Source organism: Photobacterium sp. GSS17, assembly GCF_028621875.1.
Classification (GTDB): Bacteria; Pseudomonadota; Gammaproteobacteria; order Enterobacterales; family Vibrionaceae; genus Photobacterium; species Photobacterium ganghwense.
Window position 1 is genome coordinate 1,309,248 of record NZ_CP117517.1, and the last position, 23,670, is coordinate 1,332,917.

The following is a 23,670-nucleotide window of genomic DNA, read 5'->3' on the forward strand; positions in this document are numbered from 1 at the left end:
GCTACCTTCCTCTTCCGAACAGAACAATTTCAGAGGTTCTGATCAGAATTAAAATATCCAGCATCAGGCTGCGGTGCTTGATGTAATAGAGGTCAAACTTCAATTTCTCTACTGCATCATCCATGCCATCTCCGTAAGGATATTTCAGCTGGGCCCACCCGGTCAGCCCGGGCTTGACCCGGTGTCGATGCGAGTAATAGGGGATATGGTGTTCAAATTCCTCAGAAAATTGCGGACGTTCCGGTCTTGGGCCGACAAAACACATGTCTCCCCGAAAGACATTAAATAACTGTGGAAGCTCATCGACGCGGTATTTTCGGATGATACGACCCACCCGGGTGACACGGCTGTCACCTTTGGTGGCCATTTGTGCCCCGTTTTTTTCTGCATCGGTACGCATACTGCGAAACTTGTAGATGGAGAAGACTTTCCCCCGTAGACCGACCCGTTGCTGAGAGTACAGTACCGGGGATTTCAGACCGTCTTCCAATTTGATGGCGATGATGGTCAGAAGGATTAACGGCCAGCATACGGCAAGAATAATTAACGCTAATGCGCTATTAAACAACCAGTTGAAAATACGTGAAAAGATATTTTCCTTATTGTGATTGTTGTAAATAACAAACGAAGGGTAAATATGGTTAACCGCAATTTGACCGGTTTCCCGTTCTACAAAATCAAGAATATCCGTAATTAAAATGTTTTGCATTTTGCAATGGAACAGGCTTTCAGTCGGAAGATTATTCCGGCGTTCATCCAACGCAATCACGATTTCATCGATACCGTTTTCAAACACATATTGTTCTAAAGGAACGGTTAATTCGATTTTATTCATGTTCGGATCTTGAGTTTCTTTATCGCCTTTAAAAGGGACATAACCGACCAATTCAAAATGGACCCTGTCTTTTTTACGGCGCATGCAGGTATTGATCAGCGTGGCGCGTTCCCCGCAACCCAGTAAGAGCACCCGGCGTCGGCCAATGTGTTCGTATTGTTTACTGATGGCGATATAGCGGGCAATCACAAGCACGGCAAAGGCTGAAGCATACAGAACCAGCTTATTGGTGGCAGGCAGACTCAGCGGGGGAATGACAATGGAAAGTGTAAACGTCAAAATATAGGCGAGTACAATAGCCACAGCAATCCGAACGGTAATACCGCTGAAAGATTCCCGTAACTTTTCGTTGTACAGACCGACGGCTAACAGTGTGAGCTGAATCGGCAGTGTAAAAAAGAACAGATGGAGAATCAGCGGCAGGCTTTTTAACCCATGAAAGTACTCCGGATAATAAACCGGAAGGTAATGGAAACTTAAATAAAAAAGACTGACTAACAAAAATATGTCAGTCACGATGAGTGTGGTATTACTCAGATTTAAATCATGAAAACGTGTATTTGCCATAGCTTTCCCTGACTTATAGCTAAATATGAACGTTATGCTGGTATGGATAATTGTAGTGTAGAAAAAACTTACACAATAAAAAAATCATATATAGTTAGTTTTATACAAAACTCTTTTTAGCACGCTGCAACACATTGGAAATACAGGCATCAATTGCGCTGAAATGTGGAAAGACCAGGATGGATAAGGATATGAAAAGAAGAGTATTTAGCGCTAAGCAGGCAGGGATCGCAGTCTTGATGTTGTCGGGATCGATAGCAGGATGCTCTAGCGGTAACCTTCCGCAACTACCAACCGCCACCACCCAGCCTTCACTTACCAAAAATGTCAGGGATTACAAATATCTGATTGGTCCCGGTGACAGCCTGAGCATTTTTATCTGGGGGAACCCTGAAATCTCAGGCAGCTACACCGTGCGGCCTGACGGCATGATCTCTACTTCGCTGGTGGAAGATGTCCCCGCTTCTGGTCGTACCCCGACAGACTTGGCCCGCAGCCTTGAGGCACGACTGGCCGAGTATATTCGCGACCCCATAGTGACCGTTATGGTGTCCGGTTTTATTGGCCCTTACAGCGAGCAGGTGCGGGTGATTGGCGAAGCCTCTCAGCCTCAGGCGATTAACTACCGTGAGAACATGACCTTGCTTGACGTCATGGTTCAGGTCGGTGGCTTAACTGATTACGCAGACGGTAATGATGCCCGCCTTATCCGGGTTGTTAACGGGCGTCAGCAACAATATGGGTTGCGCATGGGGGATCTGATCCGTGACGGTGACATCACGGCCAACATCGATATTTTACCGGGTGACATTGTCATTATTCCTGAGTCCTGGTTTTAAGGGGGCGTCTGTATGAAGGAACAGCTGGATCTCCTGATTCAATACCTTAACGGTATTTGGTTGAATCGTCGGTGGATCTGGATGACGGCATGGGTTATTTGTCCGCTGGGTTGGATTGCCGTCACCCTGATGCCAAATCAATACACGTCTGAAGCGCGGGTTTATGCTGACACGCAGACGATCCTAAAACCCCTGATGCAAGGTCTGGCGATCAATGCCGATCCGTCACAGGAACTTCGCCTGATGGTGAAAACGCTGCTGAGTCGGCGCAACCTGGAAACCATTGCCCGTTACACTGATGCTGATGTGAAAACCCGCACCACAGAAGAATATGAAGATCTGTTGGATACCTTGAAATCAGATATCAGTATTCAAAGTGCCGGTAAAGAAAACCTCTTTACTATCAGTTTCACCGGCAAAGATGCGCAGTATGCGCAGGATGTGGTTCAGGCATCACTGGACGTGTTTGTTGAAAATGCCGTCGGGCAGAAGAAGATGGACACCCGGCGTGCCAATGAATTCATATCAACCCAGCTGGCGGAATATGAAGCTCGATTGCTGGATTCTGAAGCCAAACTGGCTGATTTTAAGCGAAAGAATGCCGGTTACTTGCCGGGGTCTGAGCGAGGCTTTGTCGCTAAATCAGAACAAATGAAAAGCGAACTGGAGGAAACGCGGCTGCAGTTGCGTGAAGCCCAGTCCAGTCTGATCTCTGCCCGGCGCCAGTTGGATCAGGAAACCAATCTGGCGTCTAAACAGAGTTCTGGGTTTAAAACGGAGTATGACCTGCGGCTTGAAGCCCTGCAGACCCGATTGGACAGTTTGCTGTTCCGCTTTACGGAAAGGCACCCGGATGTTCGTGAAACCCGCCGTCAGATTGAAGAGCTGAAGACACAGCAAAGCAGCAGCGGTAGCAATGCCGCGCAACTGGCATTAAATCCAGTATTGCAGGAAATGAAGTTGACGGTCGGACAAATGGAAAATCAGGTAGCTTCTCTGAAAGCCAGGGAAGAGAGCCTGATTGAAAAGATTCGGATTAATGATGAAAAGCTGGAGTATCTGCCAAAAATCGAAGCAGAACTGACCAGCATGATGCGTAACTATGAAGTGACGAAGGGGCAGTATGACGAATTGCTTTCTCGTCGGGAGTCGGCCTTGTTGTCGCAGAGCTTGGATGCCAAGTCCGATCAGATTTCGTTCCGGATTATTGATCCACCTTTGCTGCCACGGGAACCGTCTGGTCCGATGCGTCCGCTATTCCTGACTGTTGTGCTGATTCTGGCGGTAGGCGTAGGGTTTGCACTGGCGTTTATTGCCAGCCAAATCTGGTCAGTGGCATTCTCACCTACGCAAATTTATAAGCAATTGCAGTTACCGGTATTTGGGGTCGTGTCGGCAACAGAGCTCTCTGGCCTGAAAAAAATTGAGCGGTGGCGAATGTTGCGTTTCTCGTTCGTCAGTGTCTTGCTGCTGGTGTTTTTCGTCTGTTTTGTGGTCATCAATAGCATGCCTTCAGTGCATCAATTGATAATGCAGGGTAAGGAGATGTTATGAGCATTATTCAAAAAGCACTGAAAAAAGGGGGCGGCAAAAAGCCGGGTAAGCAGGGGATGATTGCCCGCGCGATGGATAAGTCCAAAGAGCGGGAACAGAGCCCCTCATCGAATCTGCTTGCATCGGGCAGTCGCTTATCAAACACGTCTATGCCTGAGAGGTCTATGGCAGATGTGGATAGCCACACCGGTTATTCCCAATCTGCGGCAGGGCAGGAATCGGTGCTTGCGTTTACCGGTGAAGCAGAACTGTACATAGATACTGAGCGGCTGAAAAAAATGGGTATGGTTTCCCATACGGATGAGCAGGCGAACTCGCAAATTACCAATGAATTTCGTTCTATCAAACACAAATTGCTCTATAACGCGTTTGGTCCCGCTTCTGAGACCCTCAAGTCCCCGAACATGGTGATGGTGAGCAGCCCGAATCCGATGGAAGGGAAGACCTTCACCTCCGTCAACCTGGCGCTGAGTATCTCTTCGGAAAAGGACAAAACTATTCTGCTGATCGATGCGGATGTGCTGAAACCTAGCGTGAGCAAAACCCTTGGTCTGGATGAAAAGCCGGGCCTGATTGAGTACCTGCTGGGTGAAGTCAGTGATATTTCAGAGGTGATTTATACCACCAATATTCCGAATTTACGTTTGCTGCCGGCTGGCAGACCGCACCACCTGAGCAATGAGTTGCTGGCCAGTGACAAAATGGAGAAGCTGACCAGAGAGTTGTCAGCCCGCTATGTGGATCGCATTCTGCTCTTCGATTGTCCTCCGCTGCTGTACGCGGTAGAAACCACTACGATCGCAAAATTTATGGGACAGGCGATGATTGTGGTGGAGCAGTCAAAAACCCGGATGTCTGATATTGAACAGGCTATTTCGGAGCTGAACAGGGAAATGGTGATTGGGTTTATTCTCAACAAAGCGACCCGTGGAATAAATAGTCGATATGGATATGGCTATGGATATGGTCTTCAAACGAACAGCGATTAGTGCATTTCTGGCACAGCTACTGCTGCTACCACAAACCGGCGGCGCGGCAGAGGTGGAATTTATCCCTTTTGTCGGAACCAGCCTAGTCTTTACTGATAACGTCGATCAGGCGTCTTCAGATCGTCGTAACAGCCTGATTTCAACCATTGACGCCGGCCTGAGTGCTGATATCACAGGTAATGACGGCAACCTGCTGTTTAATTATGAGCTTAGTCAGCTCTTCTACAGCCATGATTCCAGCGAAAACTCGGCCTATCAGGAACTCACCTTTAATGCGGATAAAGGATTATGGGACAGTGGCTTTCGAGTCGATGCTGATGCATCCATTTCCAATCTGGCGCGTGCTATCGATGAGAACGCCAATGCTGACATTTTCAGTGGGGATACCATAGAGAGTAAATCGGCCGAAGTCGGTTTGAGCTATCAGTCTAATCCGCTGAGCAGCATTAACTTCTATGGACGGGTTTTCACCGCTGTCGCGAACTATGAAGATGACATCGGGAATTACGACCGGTACGGTGGTGAATTTAACTTCGAAAACGGTCAGCGTGTCCGGGATATCTTCTGGGATATCGAGGGCAGTTATGACTATAAAAACGGCCACAAAGGTGCGCCAAACACCGAGCTGAAAATTTTACGCGAAGTGATAGGGTTGCAGACTATTCATCACTGGTCGCCGCTTATTCGCCTGAACTATGAAGATTACAACGGTGTTTCCGAAGCGGACAGTACGGACGCGCTGAGTTGGGGGCCGGGACTCCGTTATTACTGGACAAAAACGTCATACCTTGAGCTGAGCTATAACTTCTCCGAAACCGACGGGATCTCAGACTTCTGGGCTGGTTCGATACACCTGAATCCGTCGCCGAGAACTGAATTTTTTGTTTCTTATGACAAGCGTTTCTTCGGGGATGCGTACGAGGTGTTTTTCTCGCATCAAACCCGTCGCCTGACCAATGCGATTAGCTATACCGAAGAAGCCACCAGTTTTGACCGTGACACCTTTACCTCAGGCTCTGACATCGCGGAGTTTATTCTCAGCCGGAAACTGGAATGGACAACAACGCTGGAAGCTCGTCGCACCGATTATGTGCTGACGTTGTTCTATAACCAGCAGCGTCCGCTCAATGACAATTCTGAGGAAAAGGATGAAGACGGATACGGTATCAGCATGGATATCACCCATGAACTGTCGCGGCGGCTTAATACCCGTATTGGGTTGTCTTATGAAGATTACCGTTTTCGGAACCAGTCGGAACCCGAGCAAAAGGATGAGTACTGGACTGTGGCGTTCGACACAAACTATGAGCTGAGTAAGAACATGTTCGGCTCAGTAGGGTATGAGTTCAACCAGCGTTCCTCGTCGGTTACGGACAACGAATATGACGAGAACCGCGTTTACCTAGAAGTCAGGGTGGAATTTTAATTATGTACGAAGCACATTTTGGGCTGACGGACAAACCCTTCAAACTCAGCCCGGATCCCAGATTCTTTTATGCCAGCCCGTTCCACGAAAAGGCGGCGTCATACCTCGAATATGGCTTGTCACAGGGCGAGGGGTTTATCGTGGTCACCGGGCCGATAGGTACCGGAAAAACCACGATTGCCCGAAACCTGCTGGCTTCTCTGGATGATTCCATCGAAGCAATTCAGATCGCCACAACCCGGCTCACGCCAGAAGAGTTGGTACGGCTGGTAGCCGCCAAATTTGGGATACCGGTAGAAGGCCTGGATAAAGCCGCAATTCTGAAACGCATGGAACAGGCTTTGCTGAAATTGCATCAGCAGGGTAGGCATGCACTCTTGCTGGTGGATGAGGCGCAAAACCTTCCGGCCGAAACAGTGGAAGAGCTGCGGATGCTATCGAATTTCCAGCTTGATGACCGTCCGCTGATTCAGAGCTTTTTGCTGGGGCAGGAGGAGCTCAAAGCCATTATTGCACTGCCGGAAATGGAGCAGTTCCGCCAGCGGGTCATTGCATCCTGCCATCTTCAGCCGTTTGATACCGAGCAAACCCGCGATTACATTTTGCACCGCTTACATCAGGTTGGCTGGGAGGGGAACCCGGAACTGGACGAGGCGATTTTTGCCAAGGTCGCTGAGCAAACGGCCGGTATTCCCCGCAAGATTAACATCCTGATGGATCGCTTGTTTCTTTATGCTTACCTTGAAGAATTGCGCATTATCGATGAGGACGCCGTTCAGCAGGTGATTGATGAAATGGGCGAAGAATTCTCTGGCTCTATCAGTACTCAGCACGCCATGGCTCCTCTCTCCGATTCCCAGCATTCCGCAGCGGGTGCGGGTTTTCATCCGGAGAATAGTTTGTCACAAGGTCGCTCTGCACTGAGTGATCATGAAATGGATAAAATCCTGTCTACGCTGGATTCAGTGAAAGAGGTACTAGACAAGGTCATTGAACGCAAAGTTGCCACAATTCGTTACCTGGACAATCTCATCCTGAAAAAGCGTCGATTATCCGATCAGCTTGGTGGCTCCTCTGCGGTATCCAATGGCAATGAGGGGGCTGAGACAGATGCCGCAGAAAATGTTCTCGGGGAAGATGCCTTTCCGGCTCCCTCGTCGTACAGCGGGGAGATCACGTCATCTCAACCCCGTGAGGGCAACAATGACATGGATGGGAATACTCAAATCGAAGATGCTGATAATCTTAAACTCGAGAGTAAACGTTGGGTGCAGGCCCTGATGAAAGCCCATCAAGAATAATGAAATTGGACGAAAACAAAAAACAAGGCAGGTCAACGACCTGCCTTGTTTTTTTGTTGCTTACGGTTCTCGCCGTTTTACTGCTAAGACCCGGTGGTTTGTTCAGTGTTTGCCCCAACGAACTTGTCGTGGGGCGGGTTCAACAGGCCGATATAAGAAGGCCGATTTATCTGTACGCATGTCGCTTATTCAACGCATTTATTACTGCGTCGTGGAGGAAGGCGCATCGGCGTTCAGGCTGAATTTTTCAATCAGCGTGTAGAGGGTCGGGCGGGTAACGCCCAGTAGATTGGCGGCGCGTGAGATATTGCCATCGGTCATGGTCAACGCTTTGCTGATTGCTTGCTTCTCCGCTGCATCTCGAATCTGGCGTAGATTAAGTGGCATTTTTTCCTGTGCTGAGGCGTCCACAGATGTCAGAGCTAAATCAAATTCAGAAATGACTTTGCCGTCCGCCATAATGGCGGCTGATTTAATTTTATTCTGCAGCTCACGAATATTCCCCGGCCAGTGATACTGGCACAGCGCTGCGATGGCCTCGTCGGTAAAGCCATTGATTTTGTGCTGAGTCTGCTGGTTGGCAAGATGGAGGAAGAAACGGGCGAGTAGTACGATGTCTTCTCCGCGCTCGCGTAAGGGTGGGTTGTCGATAGTAATTTCACTGATGCGGAAGAATAAATCTTCGCGAAAGGTTTTTTCGGTCATCATCTGTTGCAGGTTCTGGTGGGTCGCACAGATGATTTTGACATCAACCGGGATTTCCTGGCGTCCGCCGACACGCTCGATGACTTTCTCCTGCAAAAAGCGCAGAATTTTTGCCTGTAACGGATAAGGCATGTCGCCAATTTCATCCAGAAACAGGGTGCCGCCATTGGCGTGTTCGATTTTCCCGATTGTGGTTTTATGTGCGCCGGTAAAAGCCCCTTTTTCAAACCCGAACAGCTCGCTTTCCAGCAGATGCTCTGGAATCGACGCACAGTTAATGGCCACAAAAGGTTTGTCATGACGCGGGCTGCGATCGTGAATCGCTCGGGCCAGCACTTCTTTACCGGTTCCGCTTTCGCCAAGGATCAGGGTGGAAATTTCACAGGCCGCAATACGATCCACCATCCGGCAGACATGCTGAATCTGTGGGCTGTTACCGATAAACCCGTGGCTGTCGAGCGAAGACTGGCGCAGGCGGATATTCTCGCTTTCCAGATTCGCAATGACAAAGGCGCGGGCAATGATCACAGACAGAATCTCGTCATCAATCGGCTTCTGATAAAAGTCATGGGCCCCCAATTCAATGGCTTTGAGTGCGTTATCTTTATCATCATTGCCGGTGATCACTATCACTTTGGTATTCGGACACAGGTCAAGGATTTCCTTGAGGGTCTGCAGCCCTTCAGAGGCATTTGTCGGATCTGGCGGCAGACCCAAATCCAGAGTAACCACTTTGGGTTCATAGCGGCGCAGGGCGGTGATGGCTTCCTGTCGGTTGGCCGAAAATACGACGTCATAATCGGCCAGACACCACTTCAGCTGCTTCTGAATTCCCGGATCATCTTCGATAACAAGCAGTGTTTCCATACGTTGCCTCTCTTGTGGTTATTCTTTGAGTATAGTTGGATTTTTTTGTGGTGAACGGGTGCTGAGGGGGACCGCCAGCACAAAGCGCGTGCCTTGTTCAGGGGCGGACTGTACCGTGACATGACCGCCGAGTTGTTCAATCATGTTCTTGGCATCGTAAGCCCCGATTCCCATTCCGGCGTTGCCTTTGGTGGTATCAAACGGTTTGAACAAACGGTGCTGAATGAAATCCTGACTCATCCCATGACCATTATCGGTGATCTCAATCTGGCAGTGGTTACCGGTTACCTGCAGGGTGATGTCGACCTGCCCCTGTGCATCGGTTGCATCCTGTGCGTTTTGGATCAGATGGTTGAGGATGTTTTCAAAGCGCTCTTTATTAGCATCGAGGCTGATTGGCTCGTGGGTCAGGTCACGAAAAACAGGGCACGGCTCCTGCACGGAGCGGGTCTGGCAAACCTGGGCGATCACCGGCGCGATTTCGATGTGCTGCGTGCTGTCGGCATCAATACGTTTGCTGCGTAGCTGGCTCAGCACATTATTCAGTCTGTTGACCGCAGACTCGACGGTGTCGAAAGCATCATCAATAAATTCCGGATTGTGCTTGTGACGGGCAGCATTGCGGCTGAGCAGCTGTAGCTGAGCCACGACGTTTTTCAGGTCGTGCACCAGAAAAGAAGACATGCGGTTAAAGGTGTCGAACTGCTGGCTTTCAGCCAGCTTCTGGTTGGCTTCATACATCGTCAGATAAACGGCGAGTTGACTGCCGATGGCATGCATCAGATCCCTGTCTTCCCAGTCGACGGTATCGGTTGACGTCGGGCGGGAGAGCAGGAACACACCCTGGAAACCACCGTCAGAATGCACCGGTACCAGCACAGAAAATGGTGCAGGGGCGGGAAGCCGATCATGTTCAACAGAAAACGGCGGTACTTCGTAACCGGCTTTGAGTTTCTCGATATCAATGATCCAGTCGTGTTCGATAGCCGGTAGGCCCAAGTGTTCCAGCAGATAGGTTGCCTCGGGTGACGCCGCCGCACAGCCGTCATGAGAGACTGCCTGTAACCGGCCATTTTTCATGCTGGCCAGCAGTCCTGCGGTGCAGCCGAATGGCCCCCGCATGGCAGCCAACGCATTGTCATAAGGTGAACGTTCGTGGTGCTCCAGACTGGCGCAGAAAGTGATCCATTCCTGGCGATATTCATACTTATTAGCGAAAAAGTGCTTGGCGATAAAGACCTTGAGCCGCCTGCGCAGCGGAGAGGACAGAAACAGACTAGCCAGTACTAAGCTGCTAAGGGCAAAGAAAATGGTCTGTGCGGTGTCTGCCCAGGAAACGCCGGCCGCTTTGATAAAAAAGCTGACGATTGACATGGCCAGCAGGTAGATACCGGCAACCAGGATCAAGGTGCTGTGATAAATGACATCCCTAGAGACATATACCCGGCTGGCCCAGCGATTAAGGCGTCGGGTTGTCAGGACAATGAGCGGAATAGCTGTTGCGATGATCCATCCCCGACCATCCCAGAATGAAGGGGCAATGACATTGGTCAGGAAGGCATCGGCGTACAGGGCAAAATTGTAACCATAGATCATCCCGAGCCCGAGGCAGATAGGCTTGATGGCTTGCAATTCCTGACGATGGCTGCGGCGGTACAGGTTTTCGATGAACCAGAGGCCAATGATGGCCTGGCAGAGATGCGCAAAGAAGAAGACTTTCTGGTGCAGGAAAGGCACCAGCAATCGACAGATTTCCAGCGTAGCGACCAGAAAGATCACGCCACACAGTATCATCAGTTTATGCTTGATCACCTCGGACAGGCGCTCGGCACTGATAATGGTGCCAAGTAACAGCAAACTGAGAATGCCGTTAAAAAGGCTTTCCGTCACCAGCGAAAACAGCAACGGATATCCGTAAATTAGCTGCAAGCCGGTGGTGCCTGCCCAGACAGCCCCGGACACACACACCAGCTGAAGCAGGCTCTTTTGCAGGTTCACCTGCCGGTATGTTGTTAGCAGCAACAGCAAAAGTGCCGCAAAACCGGTTGCGGCAACAAAGTAGCCCACGGGTCCCAAAAGAAATTCCAATGCTGAGTCCTTTTTTGTGGAAGTTTCTTATTATGAGACTAGACGAATTTGCCTCTGGCGGTGAAATCCGTGACCGTGCTTTGTGGCAAAATGTCTACCGGTGGTTAGCGGATGTCATGGAGAGGGCGGAGACTGAATCGACTCACAAATGGCATCGAGTGGCAGCCATTGCTGAAGGGTCTTGCGGGAATCTTCCGGTTCGTTACTGCTGGCGTAGATAGAAAATGCGATAAAGACAAATGGCAGACAGTTGAGTGTCAGTATCAGTAAAAGCTTGTTCATGCCGAATCCCCAAATTGTGTATGTCTCATCTCCCTGATTCGTTACTGCTCCTGTTTATGTGTTTACTGTAGAACACCACATTTGCGCACGTTGGCTTAATGATAAGAATGTTTTTTGGGAGTGTGGCAGAGGAGCTGCTCGGAACATAACAAACCCGCAAGCCTGAAAGAATACGTTGTCAGTATGAATAAATCGTCGCGCATAAATCATAGGGGACTGTAACTGGCAATATGACAGGCCAATTTTTTATTTTTGTTATAAAAAGCAACTCATGTCTTTGTTAAATGACACATCCACAGACATGGCAATATAGGTGGCACTCACTGGTTTTTTTTCAACTGATCGTCGATGACACTGTGCAGAAAAGACAGTGCCGCACGATGATCGCTGCGACTCATAAACCACTGTTTTTGATTGGTTTCCAGTGGCAGGAGTTCTAACCAGCGCTGACAGACCCAGGTCATATCGTTATAGTCGGGCATGGGGTAGTTAGCTGCATGCTCAGGGTATTCTTCAAACAGAGCCTTGAGGCTGCTTGAAATATCCCGGTCAACAAATTTTATTTCAGTCGGTGACCAGTTGGACAGTGGAGTGACATCGCCAAAGCGAAGGGCATCCTCCTCTTGCCAGTGTTTGTTGATCACATACTTTTCTACCCCTTTAACCGTGATACCCAGTAAACCATCGGGGAGTTGCTCAAAATCTGTAATGATTGCCCGGGTACCGAAATGACACAATGTCTCGCCGTCTTTCATACAGAGTCCGAACCCTTCGCCTGAGGCCATAGCCAGTTTAACCAGGCGAGTGTAGCGGGGTTCGAAAATCCTCAACTTACTGATCCCACCAGGGAGCAGATACAGCTGTAACGGGAATAGTGGTAACTGCATAGTTCTAGCCTTTACTGACGTTATTCTTTATTAAGTACGGTCCAACAGAAAGTTGGGTTTGCTATAACGTTCAGGAAAAGTATAAGCAGACAACTTTTGGATGCTGTCTGCTTTTCGATACTAGCTAACAGCGGCTTTTATCGCAGAGGTCAGTTGTCTAAGTTCTTGTTGACTAATGATAAATGGGGGCATTATGTAGACAAGTGTGCCAAAAGGGCGAATCCAGACACCCATGTCTACAAAAGTCTTCTGAATCGTGGCCATATCGACCGGTTGATACAGCTCGACCACCCCTATCGCACCCAGCCAGCGAACGGCTTTAACCGCGGGTAGCAGACCGATCGCCGGAAGCTGTTCAGCCAATTGATTTTCAATCTGTTTTACCTGCTTTTGCCAGTGTCCGTCGGCAAGCAGATCCAGGCTGGCATTCGCCACCGCGCAGGCCAGCGGATTGCCCATAAAGGTAGGGCCGTGCATGAAGCAGCCCGCCTCGCCACCACATACCGTATTTGCGACATGCGTGGTCGTCAGTGTCGCCGAAAGGGTCATATAACCGCCGGTTAACGCTTTTCCGACACACATAATATCAGGACTGATACCGGCGTGTTCACAGGCAAATAATTTTCCGGTTCGGCCAAATCCGGTGGCAATTTCATCGGCAATCAGCAATACCCCGTATTCATCACACAGTTCACGAACCCGTTTCAGGAAGTTCGGATGGTAAATTCGCATGCCTCCGGCGCCCTGTACGATGGGTTCCAGGATCACTGCGGCCAGCTCGGTATGATGGGCGATAAGTCTGGTACGGAAATCATCGACATCTGATTCATCCCACTCATCAAAAAAACCGCGCTGCGGGGAGTCGGCAAAAATGTGTTCAGGCAGAAACCCTTTGTACAGGCTGTGCATGGAGTTGTCCGGGTCGGTCACTGACATGGCGGCAAAGGTGTCGCCGTGATAGCCGTGCCGGACAGTCAGAAACTTAGGGCGTTGCTCACCTCGGGCGTGCCAGTACTGCAATGCCATTTTCAGGGAGACTTCCACGGCCACCGAACCTGAATCGGCCAGAAAAACATGTTGCAATGGTTCCGGGCTGATGGCGACCAGCTTGCGGCACAATTCCACTGCCGGCTGGTGGGTAATACCGCCAAACATAACGTGTGCCATCTTATCAATTTGCGACTTTGCTGCTTCATTCAGCATAGGGTGGTTGTAGCCATGAATGGTCGACCACCAGGAAGACATGCCATCAACCAACTGCCGACCGTCTTCCAGAGTCAGATAAACGCCTTCAGCATGGGTGACGGGATAGCAGGGAAGAGGAGCCAGGGTAGATGTGTAGGGATGCCAGACATGTTTCTGGTCAAAATCTAAATCCACCGGTTTGTTGTTATTTTGCACAGATGTAAACCTTGTGATTTCTTTATGGTTGACAGTCTACTGGCTCGAAGTAGACTAGCCAAGTATTAGGAAGCACATAACAATAATTTTTGGTGTGGCAACAACGGCATGCCAAGAACAATAAAAACGAGGTTTTACACGTGGAAGTACGTCACGACTGGACAGTCGAGGAAGTTCAGGCGCTTTTCAATAAGCCGTTTATGGATTTGCTGTTCGAAGCACAGCGAGTACATCGCCAGCACCATGAACCGAACAAAGTGCAGGTCAGTACGCTGCTGTCGATCAAGACCGGTGCCTGTCCGGAAGATTGTAAATACTGCCCGCAAAGCGCGCATTATCGCACCGACGTTGACCGGGAGCGTTTGATGGAAGTCGAGCGGGTACTGGATGCGGCAGGTAAAGCCAAGGCGTCAGGCTCTACGCGTTTTTGCATGGGAGCCGCCTGGAAAAACCCGAAAGAACGTGACATGCCGTACCTGCTGGAAATGGTACGCGGCGTAAAAGCCATGGGGCTGGAAACGTGTATGACCCTGGGCATGATCACTGGCGATCAGGCCAATCAGCTGGCGGATGCTGGGCTAGATTATTACAACCACAACCTGGATACCTCGCCGGAGTTCTACGGCAATATTATTACCACCAGAACCTACCAGGATCGCCTGGATACGCTGAGCCATGTGCGTGATGCGGGTATGAAGATTTGTTCTGGCGGCATTATCGGCATGGGAGAAAGTGCCCGTGACCGTGCGGGTCTGCTGGTAGAACTGGCGAATCTGCCGGTGCATCCGGAAAGTGTGCCGATTAACATGCTGGTCAAGGTGAAAGGCACGCCACTGGAAACGGTGGATGATACCGACCCGTTTGATTTTATCCGTATCATCGCGGTTGCCCGTATCATTATGCCGCAATCTGCGGTACGACTGTCTGCCGGACGTGAAAAGATGAACGAGCAGATGCAGGCGCTGTGTTTCATGGCTGGTGCCAATTCCATTTTCTATGGCTGTAAACTGCTGACTACCCCAAACCCGGGGGAAGACAAAGACATGCAGTTGTTTGCCAAGCTGGGTATCAACCGGGACGAGCAAAGTGCCAAGCCGGATGAAATCCAGGAGCAGGAGTTGCTGAACCAAGTGGCTGAGCGGATGGCTGCCCGTCCGGGGAAAGACGATCTGTTCTACGATGCATCCCTTTAATCAACGCATCCAGTCAGCCCTTGCCGCGCGCCAGTCGCAGGGGCTGTATCGCTCACGCACCTGCCTTGAGCGTCAGGACTGTCAGGTGCTGGCGACCGGTTCACTTTCTCAAGCCTCATCTCCCCACCATGCTAAACGTTACCTGAACTTTTCCAGCAATGACTATTTGGGTTTGGCGCAATCTCCGGCCTTGGTCGAGGCATGGCAACAAGGGCTGATGCTCTATGGTGCCGGCAGCGGCGCATCCCCGCTGGTAACGGGGTATCAGCCAGCGCATCATCGATTAGAGAAACAGCTTGCAGACTGGCTGGGCTATGATCGCGCACTGCTGTTCAGTAGTGGTTTTGGTGCCAACCAGGCGCTGCTGTTTACGCTGTTGCAAAAAGGTGATCTGCTGATTCAGGACAAACTCAACCATGCTTCGCTGATGGAGGCGGGCATGTTGAGCGAGGCAACCATGCGGCGTTTTGCGCATAACGACACCGATGCACTGGCGCAGTTACTGGCTAAACAGACAAATGTCACTTCGGCTGAAACCGTGAAAATGGTGGTGACCGAAGGGGTGTTCAGTATGGACGGTGACTGTGCGCCCTTGTCTGCCATGCAGACATTGTGTCATGCGCATCAGAGTTTACTGGCCGTGGACGATGCTCATGGCTGCGGTTTGCTTGGCGATGAAGGCCGGGGAAGTTGCGATCAGGCTGGTATCCGCCCGGATATTTTAGTGGTGACGTTCGGTAAAGCCTTTGGTTTGCAGGGGGCTGCGATTCTTTGCAACGAGGATCTGGCTGAATATCTGGTGCAGTTTGCACGGCATTATATCTATTCGACAGCAATTCCACCGGCACAGGCTCATGCGCTCAGTCAGGCGTGCAGTATGATTCAGCAGCAGCACTGGCGCCGTGAAAAATTGCAGGAGCTTGGGCACATCCTGGCGGAAGCACTCGACCCGGCGGTAGAGCTGGTGGCAACTGATACTCCCATTAAGCCGGTACTGGTTGGCGACAGCCAGCGCGCGGTTGCAATGTCAGAGCAACTGCGGGACCGGGGCATTTGGGTCAGCGCTATACGTCCACCCACGGTGCCGGTGAATTCCTCCCGCCTGCGAATCACGTTGACGGCTAATCATGAGCCGTCGGATATCAGACAACTGGCCAATGCCATCAACGAGGTTTTTCATGCGCAGTGACGTGAAAATGATGATGTCGGATGATGCGGCTCTCCCGAATGCCGGAGAAAAGCAGGCGATTGCTGCGGCCTTTGGTCGCGCGGCCAAGCATTATGATAAGGCCGCAGAATTTCAGCGTCAGGTCGGTCATCGTCTGCTGAGTAAGCTCCCTGCGGCCTCAGTAGCAGGCAGTCAGATACTGGATCTCGGATGTGGTACCGGGTATTTCAGTGACCAGTTGACGCAGCGAGGGCTCAGGGTTTGTGCGGCAGATTTGTCGGTAAGCATGCTCGAACAGGCTCAGCGCCGCTGCGGCAATCGGGTTCAGTATCTACAGGCCGATGCAGAACAGCTGCCGCTTGAGGTGAATCAGTTTGATATGGCCTTCTCAAGCCTGGCGTTGCAGTGGTGCCGCGATTTATCAGTGCCGCTGCGAGAGCTCAAACGGGTGGTGAAGCCTGGAGGACGGATTTTGTTCTCCACCCTGGCTGATGGGTCACTGGCAGAGCTGAAAGCAGCATGGCAACAGGTTGATCAATATCAACACGTCAACCAGTTTCTCTCTCCGAACGAGATAAAACTTGCGCTGGCGCAAGCGGGGCTGCCACAGGCTGACCTAGAATTTTCACCTGTCACCATGTATTACCCGTCCGCGATGGATCTGATGAAAGATCTGAAAGGGATTGGGGCAACACATTTACAGCAAGGCCGTCAGGCCGGTTTAGCCGGACGCGCCAGACTGAAGGCACTGGAGGGCGCTTATGAAGCGTTCCGCACCCCGACGGGGCAGTTGCCAGCGACATATCAGGTTTGTTTTGGAGTAATTTTGAATGACTAACGCTTTCTTTGTCACGGGAACAGATACCGAAGTAGGTAAAACTGTTGCTTCACGCGCCATTCTTCATGCGGCGGGGAGTGCCAATATCAAGATGGCGGGTTATAAGCCGGTAGCTTCCGGCAGTGCTCCGACCAAGGACGGCATGCGGAATTCTGACGCACTGTATCTGCAGGATGCCTCTGTGGTTGAACTGACCTACGACGAAGTGAACCCTTATGCGTTTGAAGCGGCCGTTTCGCCTCATCTGGCGGCTGAAATGGAAAATAGGGTCATTGAGTTTGATGTTCTGTCACAAGGGCTAGCGCACCTGAAGCATAAATCTGACGTGGTATTGGTTGAAGGTGCAGGCGGTTGGCGTGTGCCCGTGTCGCGCAATGATTTTCTGTCCACGTGGGTGAAGCAGGAAAAACTACCGGTCATTCTGGTGGTCGGGGTGAAGTTAGGCTGTTTGAGCCATGCAATACTGACGGCCGAAGCCATTCGTCAAGATGGACTGGAGCTGGTGGGATGGGTCGCAAACCGTGTAAATCCGGGAACGGAAAACTACGCGGAGATTATCCGAATGCTGGATGAGAACCTGCATTGCCCTCGACTGGGTGAAATACCGTATATGCCGGGAGTGAAAAAACGGGACCTTTCTCAGTACATCGATTTGGCCCCTTTAGGTCTGATTGCGAACTGACAAATCGGCTTGGGTTGTTGCGGATAACACTCTGTCTGACATTCCCTCCGAACATAATGAAAAGAAAAAACCTGCCGAGGCAGGTTTTTTCTTTTCTGGTGATATCCCGTTCTTCAATGGGAAGGCAAAGATATCAACGACGTTTGAACAGACAAGGCAGGGTGTACCACGCTGATGCAAATAAAATCAGGCTGTATGCCAGTAACTCCACGCCTTCTTCAGCCATGGTTTTAATGTAGGCTTTGATAGCCGGGTCCAGATGTTCCCCCATCGCCGCTTGCCATAGAATGTTCATGCCATAAATGCGTGAGAAAACCAGCAGGGTAAAAACACCACCTACCATCATTCCGAAAGCCGGAGTCGAAGTGAATCGTACCAGTGGCTGAGTGGTCGTTTTAAGGTGGAAAATACTGTAACCAATGGCAGAAACGGACACCAGCCAGGCTGGGTATTTCCAGATACCGTGTCGGATGGCATCCAGGATACCGTCCATTTCACGAATAAAAATGGTCGCAAAGAAGCCGGTGACCAGCACCGCGAACCCGCGTTGAGATTCGTCTTTGATGGCAACCAGGCCAAACAGAATCACGGCAATCAGCAAATAGGCTTCCTGCCCGACTTCGATAATAGACGCTTCACCCATGTCGTTTTGAAAAATTCGTACATCAAGGTGGATAGCGAAGGCTGATAGTGCAAGCAAACTGGCAAATAAAAATGAGAGGCAAAATGGCCAGAAAATTGCGGAAGCTTTAACCGTAGACTTGTCTGCATCAGCAACTACAGAGTTGATAGACTGCATTAATAATACCTAAAGTGTGTGTATCGTGTTCAATTGTAATATGTATGTCAAATCGGACACACTATAGGCCACTTTACTGAATAGAGACTGAATTGTGAATCTGGATCACATTTCTTTGCTTTGTTTGTGCAAAATAAAACCTCCCGAAGGAGGTTTTATCATAATGAGGTGGGAAGATCAGTTTTCGCCCGTCAAACCGAGCAGGGCTTCCTGAGTGTCATTCAGACCTGTTTTGCTGTTATCCAGCCCCAGTTCTTTATGGGCTTCTTCAACAGACATGCCAAGGTGACAACGCAGAATGTCGATTGCGACCTGGTAATTTGCGTGATCAGCCATCGGTCCTCCTTGATAATTCGACGACGTAAGAAAATGAAATCTTGTTGTCGATGACAATAGTCAAACCGACCTCCAGATACAATAAGACTAAAGTCTAAGGTCGTATTTTGTACGCTGTATAGTCGTTAACCCTTACCGGATACAGGTTAAGAACAGGATGCCGGACTAAAATAGTGTGGTACGAAATGAAACAGAGTAACGTATTGAGTTAAATAGAGTTATCCATGAGTAGAAAAACACTAACGAAAGGTAACAATTTATCACTTTCACTTGTTTTTCGTTTCGACGACCATACTATAAAGACCAACATAAATTGATTCACAGGGCGCTTGTTATTTATGCCTGCGCGCTGTGAGAAGGAACCATCCTTTCAGGAGAGAACATATAACATGAAGCGTATTGCATTGTTTTTGGCAACCAACCTGGCTGTACTGCTGGTATTCAGTGTTGTCTTGAACATTATTTATGCCGTAACCGGTATGCAACCTGGCAGCCTGTCTGGTTTGCTGGTAATGGCAGCACTGTTTGGTTTTGGTGGCTCGTTGATTTCACTGTTCATGTCGAAATCAATGGCGTTACGCTCGGTTGGCGGTATGGTGATTGAGCACCCGCGTAACGAGACTGAGCACTGGCTGATGGAAACTGTCGCGCGTCAGGCACAGCAGTCTGGTATCGGCATGCCAACAGTGGCTATTTACGATTCTGCGGACATTAACGCATTTGCAACCGGTGCCAAGCGTGACGATTCGCTGGTTGCGGTTTCAACCGGCCTGCTGCACAGCATGACGCGTGATGAAGCTGAAGCCGTACTGGCGCACGAAGTCAGCCATATCGCGAATGGTGATATGGTTACTATGACCCTGATGCAGGGTGTGGTGAACACCTTTGTTATTTTCGTATCCCGTTTGGTTGCCGGTGCAATCAGCGGCGTGAACAATAACGATGAAGAAGGTGAAGGGGGCAGCTACCTGACTTACTTTATTGTTTCGTCGATCATGGAAGTGCTGTTTGGCATTCTGGCGAGCATCCTGACTATGTGGTATAGCCGCCACCGTGAATTTAAAGCGGACGCTGGTTCAGCCCATCTGGTTGGCAAGCAGAAGATGATTGCGGCACTGGAACGCCTGAAAATGAGCCAGGAATCCCAGCTGGAAGGTTCTATGATGGCATTCGGCATCAACGGTAAAAAGACTCTGTCTGAGCTGTTTATGACGCACCCACCACTGGATAAGCGTATTGACGCGCTTCGTCGTGGTGAACACCTGTAATCGGCAATATGGGCAATCGTTATGGATTGAGAACAGAACAACCTCTTAGCGACTGCCCAGCTACGTTCATATCGGTGTCCATGTCTATGCCCATATCGGGTGTCTACATTGGTGGCCGTCTGAGCGCCTAAGAATGGCGCGCTGTAATCTACAAAACCAGCAGAGTGACTCTGCTGGTTTTTTTATCTTAAAGTCTGAGTGAAACCGGGTAATTAGGCGTTTATTTGACTGTATAGTGTTGGATGCCTGAGACTGGTAATTTTCGGTCTTCATAGAACATTAAAATTAATGTATTGGTTAAATCATTTAGTACTCGGTTATTCCTATAGAGTGCAAATATAAATAAAGCGTTTTATTCTCATTTTAATAACAATTAAAATCAGCCAGTTCTGACTCAAAGTAAATAAATGATTTTGTTTTTATAAGTTTAATGTAGATATTAACCGTTGGAGTGATATCATCCTGTTTGATATAACCTCTGTTTTCTCATTTTTTAAATTTATACTGGCTATCAGTTCTTTTGGTATTAAGAGGCTTTATGCGTTGGTTGAATAATGTCAGTTTCAAATACAAACTTACCATTCCTATTACCGTTATTATCCTGTCATTTACATTTTTGATTGTTCAGGTGTCTGTGGTTTTCAGTGAACAGCATAAGGTGAACAAGGTACTCAACGAACAGGTACAGCCTGTGCTGGATGAGATGGAAGATGCGTACCGGGACATTTATCAGGTTATGACTGCAGGAATGGGGATGGCATTAACCCTGCCTGATGACAAAGAAATGATTGAGTTTCATAAATTCAATTTCTATGACAATGCCCCTAAAGCTGCACCAAGAATCGCATCTCCTCACCAGTTGGTTGATATTGGTTTTTTGCCAGAAGCCAGCAGAAATAATATTATTCAGCTAGAGAATAAATATGATGTCTGGCAGAAAAGATATGAGTTTATTGTGACTCATCCTGAGCAGGCTCTGGATTATTATCGGGATCATGAAGACATAGCAGAAAAAGACTTCGAAGAAATTCGCGGGTTAATTAAAGTGATCCGAGGGGAAATTATTGATGCCCGTGAAAAATTAATTCAGGAGGTGGCGGAGCACAGCGAAGCTGCCCAAACGATTCTGCTGACGGGCTCCGGGATAACGATAGTGGTGTCGTTAGCCATTGCCTTTGTGATGACTCGTTTGGTGGTCAATCCCTTGCATCAACTGACAGATTCGTTGAAAGCTATTTCTGATGGCGATGGTGATCTGACCGCGCGGGTACCGGTGATGGGTCAGGATGAAACCGGGCAACTGGCGACGGCTTATAATATCTTTGTCGGAAAAATTCAGGCGACCCTGGAGAAGGTGGTTGCCTCTTCAGATCTGCTGCAGCGTGAGGCGGCCTATTTGAGCTCACTGACAGCAAACATTGTTTCGTCCTGCCATGTGCAGCAACACGAGTGTCTGGCGGTTGAATCTGCGGTCAGTGAATTAAGCGCAACCAGTCATGCCGTCAGTGATCATGCCGCTGAGGCAGCCAATGCCACACAGGCTTTTAATCAGCAATCCGGTACCATGCAACTTACTCTGGCTGATTCAGTGGCTGCAATGGAACAGCTTTCGGCGGAAATCAATGAATCCAGCCTGATGATGCAGGAGCTGGAAAAGAACGTAGTGGATATATCATCGATTCTGGAGGTTATTCGGGGGATTGCTGATCAAACCAATCTGCTGGCCCTGAATGCTGCCATCGAAGCGGCCCGCGCGGGCGATCAGGGAAGAGGGTTTGCTGTGGTTGCTGATGAAGTGCGCGCACTGGCCAGCAAAACGCAAAACTGTACCAATGAAATCCACAGCATGATCGAAACCCTCAAAGGGACAGCCGAGCGATCAGTACAGGTAATGCGCAGTAACGCCAAAGCGGGTGCAGATACGGTGGCTCGTTCTCAGGAAACCAATGTTGCGCTGGATGTGATGAATCAGTCTATTGTGATGATCAGTGACATGAACACGCAGGTTGCCGCCGCGGCCGAACAGCAAACGGCCGTGACGGGAAGTTTGACTGAAAATATTCATGCCATTGTGATGGGATGTAATGACACGCTCAGCCACATTGAGAGTGCACAAAAAGTGTGTGATGCACTGGCTGCGCAGAGCACAGAACTGGATTCCCTGATGGGGCAGTTTAAAGTGTGATGCACCGGAGTAATGCACAGGACTGATACGCAAGACTGCTGCGAAGAACTGATTTGTCGGTTAGCGCTCAGGTCTGTTGTGTCGTGCAAGGCAACCACGACCTGAGCGCTTCACTTAACAGATAAGGGCAGCACTACTGATCCGACGGTCGAATTCGATAGATGCCGCCACTGTCAGTTGAGAAATAGATCCAGCCTTCCGGGCTCTGCGCCAGAGCCCGGATCCGCTCATCGAGCGATTCCAGCAACCGTTCTTCATGGCGAATACTGCCATCAGCCTGAGGTTCAACCCGGTTGAGGTGGCGCAGTTTGAGTGCCCCGCTGAACAGGTTTCCCCGCCAGGCCGGAAAGCTGCTTCCTGTGTACAGCATCAGACTGCCGGGGGCGATGGACGGGATGTAGACTTTTTTCGGCGACTCAATCCCCGCCTTTTCGGTTGCTTCCCCGACATCGACGGGTCCCCAATACTCTTTGCCGTGTGACGTGACAGGCCAGCCGTAATTGACCCCTTTGCGGATCAGGTTGATTTCATCGCCGCCACGCGGGCCGTGCTCGATAGACCACAGGCGACCAGTTGTTGAGTCATAAGCCATGCCCTGTGGATTGCGATGGCCCAAACTCCAGATTTCGTGCAGCGCATTTGGTGTGCGGACAAATGGATTATCCTCAGGCACAGAGCCATCGAGGTTAAGTCGAAGTATCTTGCCGGCGTGGGTCGTCATATCCTGACCGTTAGGCCGATGGCCGCGGTCACCCACAGAAAAAAACAGGTGATCATTTTGATCAAAGGCGATCCGGCTGCCGAAATGGCGGGAGGTGTCGCTGGCAGATTGAGTGACGAGCAGTTCCTGCCATTGGATCAGGCGGTTACCTTCCAGTTTGGCTCGGGCAAGGGCGGTGGCAGCCTGTCCGCTTTTGCCTGTCACAGACTGGCTGTAGGTGAAATAGTACCAGGGCTTGCCGGATGGCTTCGGCTCTTTCGCCACATCCAATAAACCTCCCTGACCATACACCGCAACGTGAGGCACCCCGCTGAGCTGTTGCCAGTCACCAGAATCGAGATTCAGTAACATGGCTTTGCCTTCACGGAACGTAACCAGGAGATGTTGATCGTCAACAAAAGCCATGCCCCAGGGCGTACCCTGTTGTTGTGCGATGCGCTCGACCTGGTAGGGCATGCCCTGACTGCTCCCCGTGAAGAGGATAGTACTACTCGTTTCTGAATCCGTTGCGGCTGAAGCATAGGCGTAAGAAACAAACGAGTAAGAAATAAACACATAAGAAACAAACACGGAAGAGACAAACGCTGAGGAGACCGTTATCACAAAGCCGATTGCCGCTGAAACTCTTTTTGCGGAGGAGAGAGCGACCGAGACACCATTAGTCAGTGTCAATCCGGGTAATCCTAGTAGCATTCCCCCGGTCAATATGCCTTTCATTAATTGCTGAAACATGCAGACA

Annotated in this window: 20 protein-coding genes; 11 read left to right on the top strand and 9 right to left on the bottom strand. The window is 49.9% G+C overall.

Going from position 1 to position 23,670, the window contains the following annotated elements:
- Position 1 precedes the first annotated feature (1 nt).
- Positions 2-1,402 carry a TIGR03013 family XrtA/PEP-CTERM system glycosyltransferase gene (locus PGW97_RS05815; RefSeq protein ID WP_273859216.1) on the bottom strand — a complete coding sequence of 467 codons (1,401 nt, stop codon included), beginning with the start codon at positions 1,400-1,402 and terminating at the stop codon, positions 2-4.
- A gap of 191 nt (positions 1,403-1,593) precedes the next feature.
- On the opposite strand from PGW97_RS05815, the gene PGW97_RS05820 reads away from it, so the two are divergent.
- The 5 genes from PGW97_RS05820 to PGW97_RS05840 are packed head-to-tail and all read left to right on the top strand — an operon-like array spanning position 1,594 to position 7,511.
- The gene (locus tag PGW97_RS05820) at positions 1,594-2,241 is read left to right on the top strand and encodes an XrtA/PEP-CTERM system exopolysaccharide export protein (protein WP_047884178.1); all 648 of its coding nucleotides are present in this window, start codon (positions 1,594-1,596) and stop codon (positions 2,239-2,241) included.
- Between the two features lie 12 nt (positions 2,242-2,253).
- On the top strand, positions 2,254-3,795 hold the full coding sequence (locus PGW97_RS05825) for an XrtA system polysaccharide chain length determinant (RefSeq protein WP_047884179.1): 1,542 nt from the start codon (positions 2,254-2,256) through the stop codon (positions 3,793-3,795).
- Positions 3,792-4,784 (top strand): XrtA-associated tyrosine autokinase, encoded by a 993-nt coding sequence (locus tag PGW97_RS05830; protein WP_273859219.1) that lies wholly within the window; start codon positions 3,792-3,794, stop codon positions 4,782-4,784. The genes PGW97_RS05825 and PGW97_RS05830 overlap by 4 nt, the downstream gene beginning before the upstream one ends.
- Positions 4,753-6,210, top strand: coding sequence for a TIGR03016 family PEP-CTERM system-associated outer membrane protein (locus PGW97_RS05835; protein ID WP_273859221.1), 1,458 nt, complete (start codon positions 4,753-4,755; stop codon positions 6,208-6,210). Before PGW97_RS05830 ends, PGW97_RS05835 begins: the two co-directional genes overlap by 32 nt.
- A gap of 2 nt (positions 6,211-6,212) precedes the next feature.
- The gene (locus PGW97_RS05840) at positions 6,213-7,511 is read left to right on the top strand and encodes an XrtA/PEP-CTERM system-associated ATPase (protein WP_273859223.1); all 1,299 of its coding nucleotides are present in this window, start codon (positions 6,213-6,215) and stop codon (positions 7,509-7,511) included.
- A 201-nt stretch (positions 7,512-7,712) separates the two neighbouring features.
- On the opposite strand, the gene prsR is transcribed toward PGW97_RS05840, so the two are convergent.
- The 5 genes from prsR to bioA all read right to left on the bottom strand — a co-directional run bounded on the left by prsR (position 7,713) and on the right by bioA (position 13,720).
- Positions 7,713-9,083 carry a PEP-CTERM-box response regulator transcription factor gene (gene prsR / locus PGW97_RS05845; protein WP_273859224.1) on the bottom strand — a complete coding sequence of 457 codons (1,371 nt, stop codon included), beginning with the start codon at positions 9,081-9,083 and terminating at the stop codon, positions 7,713-7,715.
- Between the two features lie 18 nt (positions 9,084-9,101).
- Positions 9,102-11,171 (bottom strand): XrtA/PEP-CTERM system histidine kinase PrsK, encoded by a 2,070-nt coding sequence (gene prsK / locus PGW97_RS05850; RefSeq protein ID WP_273859226.1) that lies wholly within the window; start codon positions 11,169-11,171, stop codon positions 9,102-9,104.
- A 114-nt stretch (positions 11,172-11,285) separates the two neighbouring features.
- Complete coding sequence (locus PGW97_RS05855) at positions 11,286-11,453, bottom strand: hypothetical protein (protein ID WP_157038307.1); 168 nt, start codon at positions 11,451-11,453, stop codon at positions 11,286-11,288.
- A gap of 320 nt (positions 11,454-11,773) precedes the next feature.
- Entirely contained in the window at positions 11,774-12,340 is a 567-nt protein-coding gene (locus PGW97_RS05860; protein ID WP_047884183.1) for an LON peptidase substrate-binding domain-containing protein, read from the bottom strand.
- A 120-nt stretch (positions 12,341-12,460) separates the two neighbouring features.
- A complete protein-coding gene (bioA, locus tag PGW97_RS05865) occupies positions 12,461-13,720 on the bottom strand; it encodes an adenosylmethionine--8-amino-7-oxononanoate transaminase (RefSeq protein ID WP_273859629.1) in 1,260 nt (419 codons plus the stop codon).
- Positions 13,721-13,881: 161 nt separating this feature from the next.
- Here bioA and bioB point away from each other — a divergent pair, with 161 nt between their 5' ends.
- The 4 genes from bioB to bioD are packed head-to-tail and all read left to right on the top strand — an operon-like array spanning position 13,882 to position 17,622.
- Positions 13,882-14,934, top strand: coding sequence for a biotin synthase BioB (bioB, locus tag PGW97_RS05870; RefSeq protein ID WP_047884239.1), 1,053 nt, complete (start codon positions 13,882-13,884; stop codon positions 14,932-14,934).
- Positions 14,921-16,123, top strand: coding sequence for an 8-amino-7-oxononanoate synthase (gene bioF / locus PGW97_RS05875; protein ID WP_273859229.1), 1,203 nt, complete (start codon positions 14,921-14,923; stop codon positions 16,121-16,123). The genes bioB and bioF overlap by 14 nt, the downstream gene beginning before the upstream one ends.
- A gap of 13 nt (positions 16,124-16,136) precedes the next feature.
- Positions 16,137-16,940 (top strand): malonyl-ACP O-methyltransferase BioC, encoded by an 804-nt coding sequence (gene bioC, locus PGW97_RS05880; protein ID WP_217393007.1) that lies wholly within the window; start codon positions 16,137-16,139, stop codon positions 16,938-16,940.
- Positions 16,933-17,622, top strand: a complete 690-nt coding sequence (gene bioD / locus PGW97_RS05885; RefSeq protein WP_273859232.1) for a dethiobiotin synthase — start codon at positions 16,933-16,935, stop codon at positions 17,620-17,622. Before bioC ends, bioD begins: the two co-directional genes overlap by 8 nt.
- 133 nt (positions 17,623-17,755) lie before the next feature.
- On the opposite strand, the gene PGW97_RS05890 is transcribed toward bioD, so the two are convergent.
- Positions 17,756-18,421 (bottom strand): hypothetical protein, encoded by a 666-nt coding sequence (locus PGW97_RS05890; RefSeq protein ID WP_273859234.1) that lies wholly within the window; start codon positions 18,419-18,421, stop codon positions 17,756-17,758.
- Between the two features lie 177 nt (positions 18,422-18,598).
- Positions 18,599-18,757: a hypothetical protein gene (locus PGW97_RS05895; protein ID WP_047884187.1), complete on the bottom strand. Its 159-nt coding sequence runs from the start codon at positions 18,755-18,757 to the stop codon at positions 18,599-18,601.
- A 389-nt stretch (positions 18,758-19,146) separates the two neighbouring features.
- Here PGW97_RS05895 and htpX point away from each other — a divergent pair, with 389 nt between their 5' ends.
- A complete protein-coding gene (gene htpX, locus PGW97_RS05900; protein ID WP_047884188.1) occupies positions 19,147-20,025 on the top strand; it encodes a protease HtpX in 879 nt (292 codons plus the stop codon).
- Between the two features lie 538 nt (positions 20,026-20,563).
- Entirely contained in the window at positions 20,564-22,210 is a 1,647-nt protein-coding gene (locus PGW97_RS05905; RefSeq protein WP_273859237.1) for a methyl-accepting chemotaxis protein, read from the top strand.
- A 133-nt stretch (positions 22,211-22,343) separates the two neighbouring features.
- On the opposite strand, the gene PGW97_RS05910 is transcribed toward PGW97_RS05905, so the two are convergent.
- The gene (locus PGW97_RS05910) at positions 22,344-23,486 is read right to left on the bottom strand and encodes a PQQ-dependent sugar dehydrogenase (protein WP_443147118.1); all 1,143 of its coding nucleotides are present in this window, start codon (positions 23,484-23,486) and stop codon (positions 22,344-22,346) included.
- Positions 23,487-23,670: the final 184 nt, after the last annotated feature.

Bases quoted from the DNA above. Each gene is read 5' to 3' on its own strand.
- PGW97_RS05815 (WP_273859216.1), bottom strand. From the start codon at position 1,402: ATGGCAAATACACGTTTTCATGATTTAAATCTGAGTAATACCACACTC.
- PGW97_RS05820 (WP_047884178.1), top strand. From the start codon at position 1,594: ATGAAAAGAAGAGTATTTAGCGCTAAGCAGGCAGGGATCGCAGTCTTG.
- PGW97_RS05825 (WP_047884179.1), top strand. From the start codon at position 2,254: ATGAAGGAACAGCTGGATCTCCTGATTCAATACCTTAACGGTATTTGG.
- PGW97_RS05830 (WP_273859219.1), top strand. From the start codon at position 3,792: ATGAGCATTATTCAAAAAGCACTGAAAAAAGGGGGCGGCAAAAAGCCG.
- PGW97_RS05835 (WP_273859221.1), top strand. From the start codon at position 4,753: ATGGATATGGTCTTCAAACGAACAGCGATTAGTGCATTTCTGGCACAG.
- PGW97_RS05840 (WP_273859223.1), top strand. From the start codon at position 6,213: ATGTACGAAGCACATTTTGGGCTGACGGACAAACCCTTCAAACTCAGC.
- prsR (WP_273859224.1), bottom strand. From the start codon at position 9,083: ATGGAAACACTGCTTGTTATCGAAGATGATCCGGGAATTCAGAAGCAG.
- PGW97_RS05855 (WP_157038307.1), bottom strand. From the start codon at position 11,453: ATGAACAAGCTTTTACTGATACTGACACTCAACTGTCTGCCATTTGTC.
- PGW97_RS05860 (WP_047884183.1), bottom strand. From the start codon at position 12,340: ATGCAGTTACCACTATTCCCGTTACAGCTGTATCTGCTCCCTGGTGGG.
- bioF (WP_273859229.1), top strand. From the start codon at position 14,921: ATGCATCCCTTTAATCAACGCATCCAGTCAGCCCTTGCCGCGCGCCAG.
- bioC (WP_217393007.1), top strand. From the start codon at position 16,137: ATGTCGGATGATGCGGCTCTCCCGAATGCCGGAGAAAAGCAGGCGATT.
- bioD (WP_273859232.1), top strand. From the start codon at position 16,933: ATGACTAACGCTTTCTTTGTCACGGGAACAGATACCGAAGTAGGTAAA.
- PGW97_RS05890 (WP_273859234.1), bottom strand. From the start codon at position 18,421: ATGCAGTCTATCAACTCTGTAGTTGCTGATGCAGACAAGTCTACGGTT.
- PGW97_RS05895 (WP_047884187.1), bottom strand. From the start codon at position 18,757: ATGGCTGATCACGCAAATTACCAGGTCGCAATCGACATTCTGCGTTGT.
- htpX (WP_047884188.1), top strand. From the start codon at position 19,147: ATGAAGCGTATTGCATTGTTTTTGGCAACCAACCTGGCTGTACTGCTG.
- PGW97_RS05905 (WP_273859237.1), top strand. From the start codon at position 20,564: ATGCGTTGGTTGAATAATGTCAGTTTCAAATACAAACTTACCATTCCT.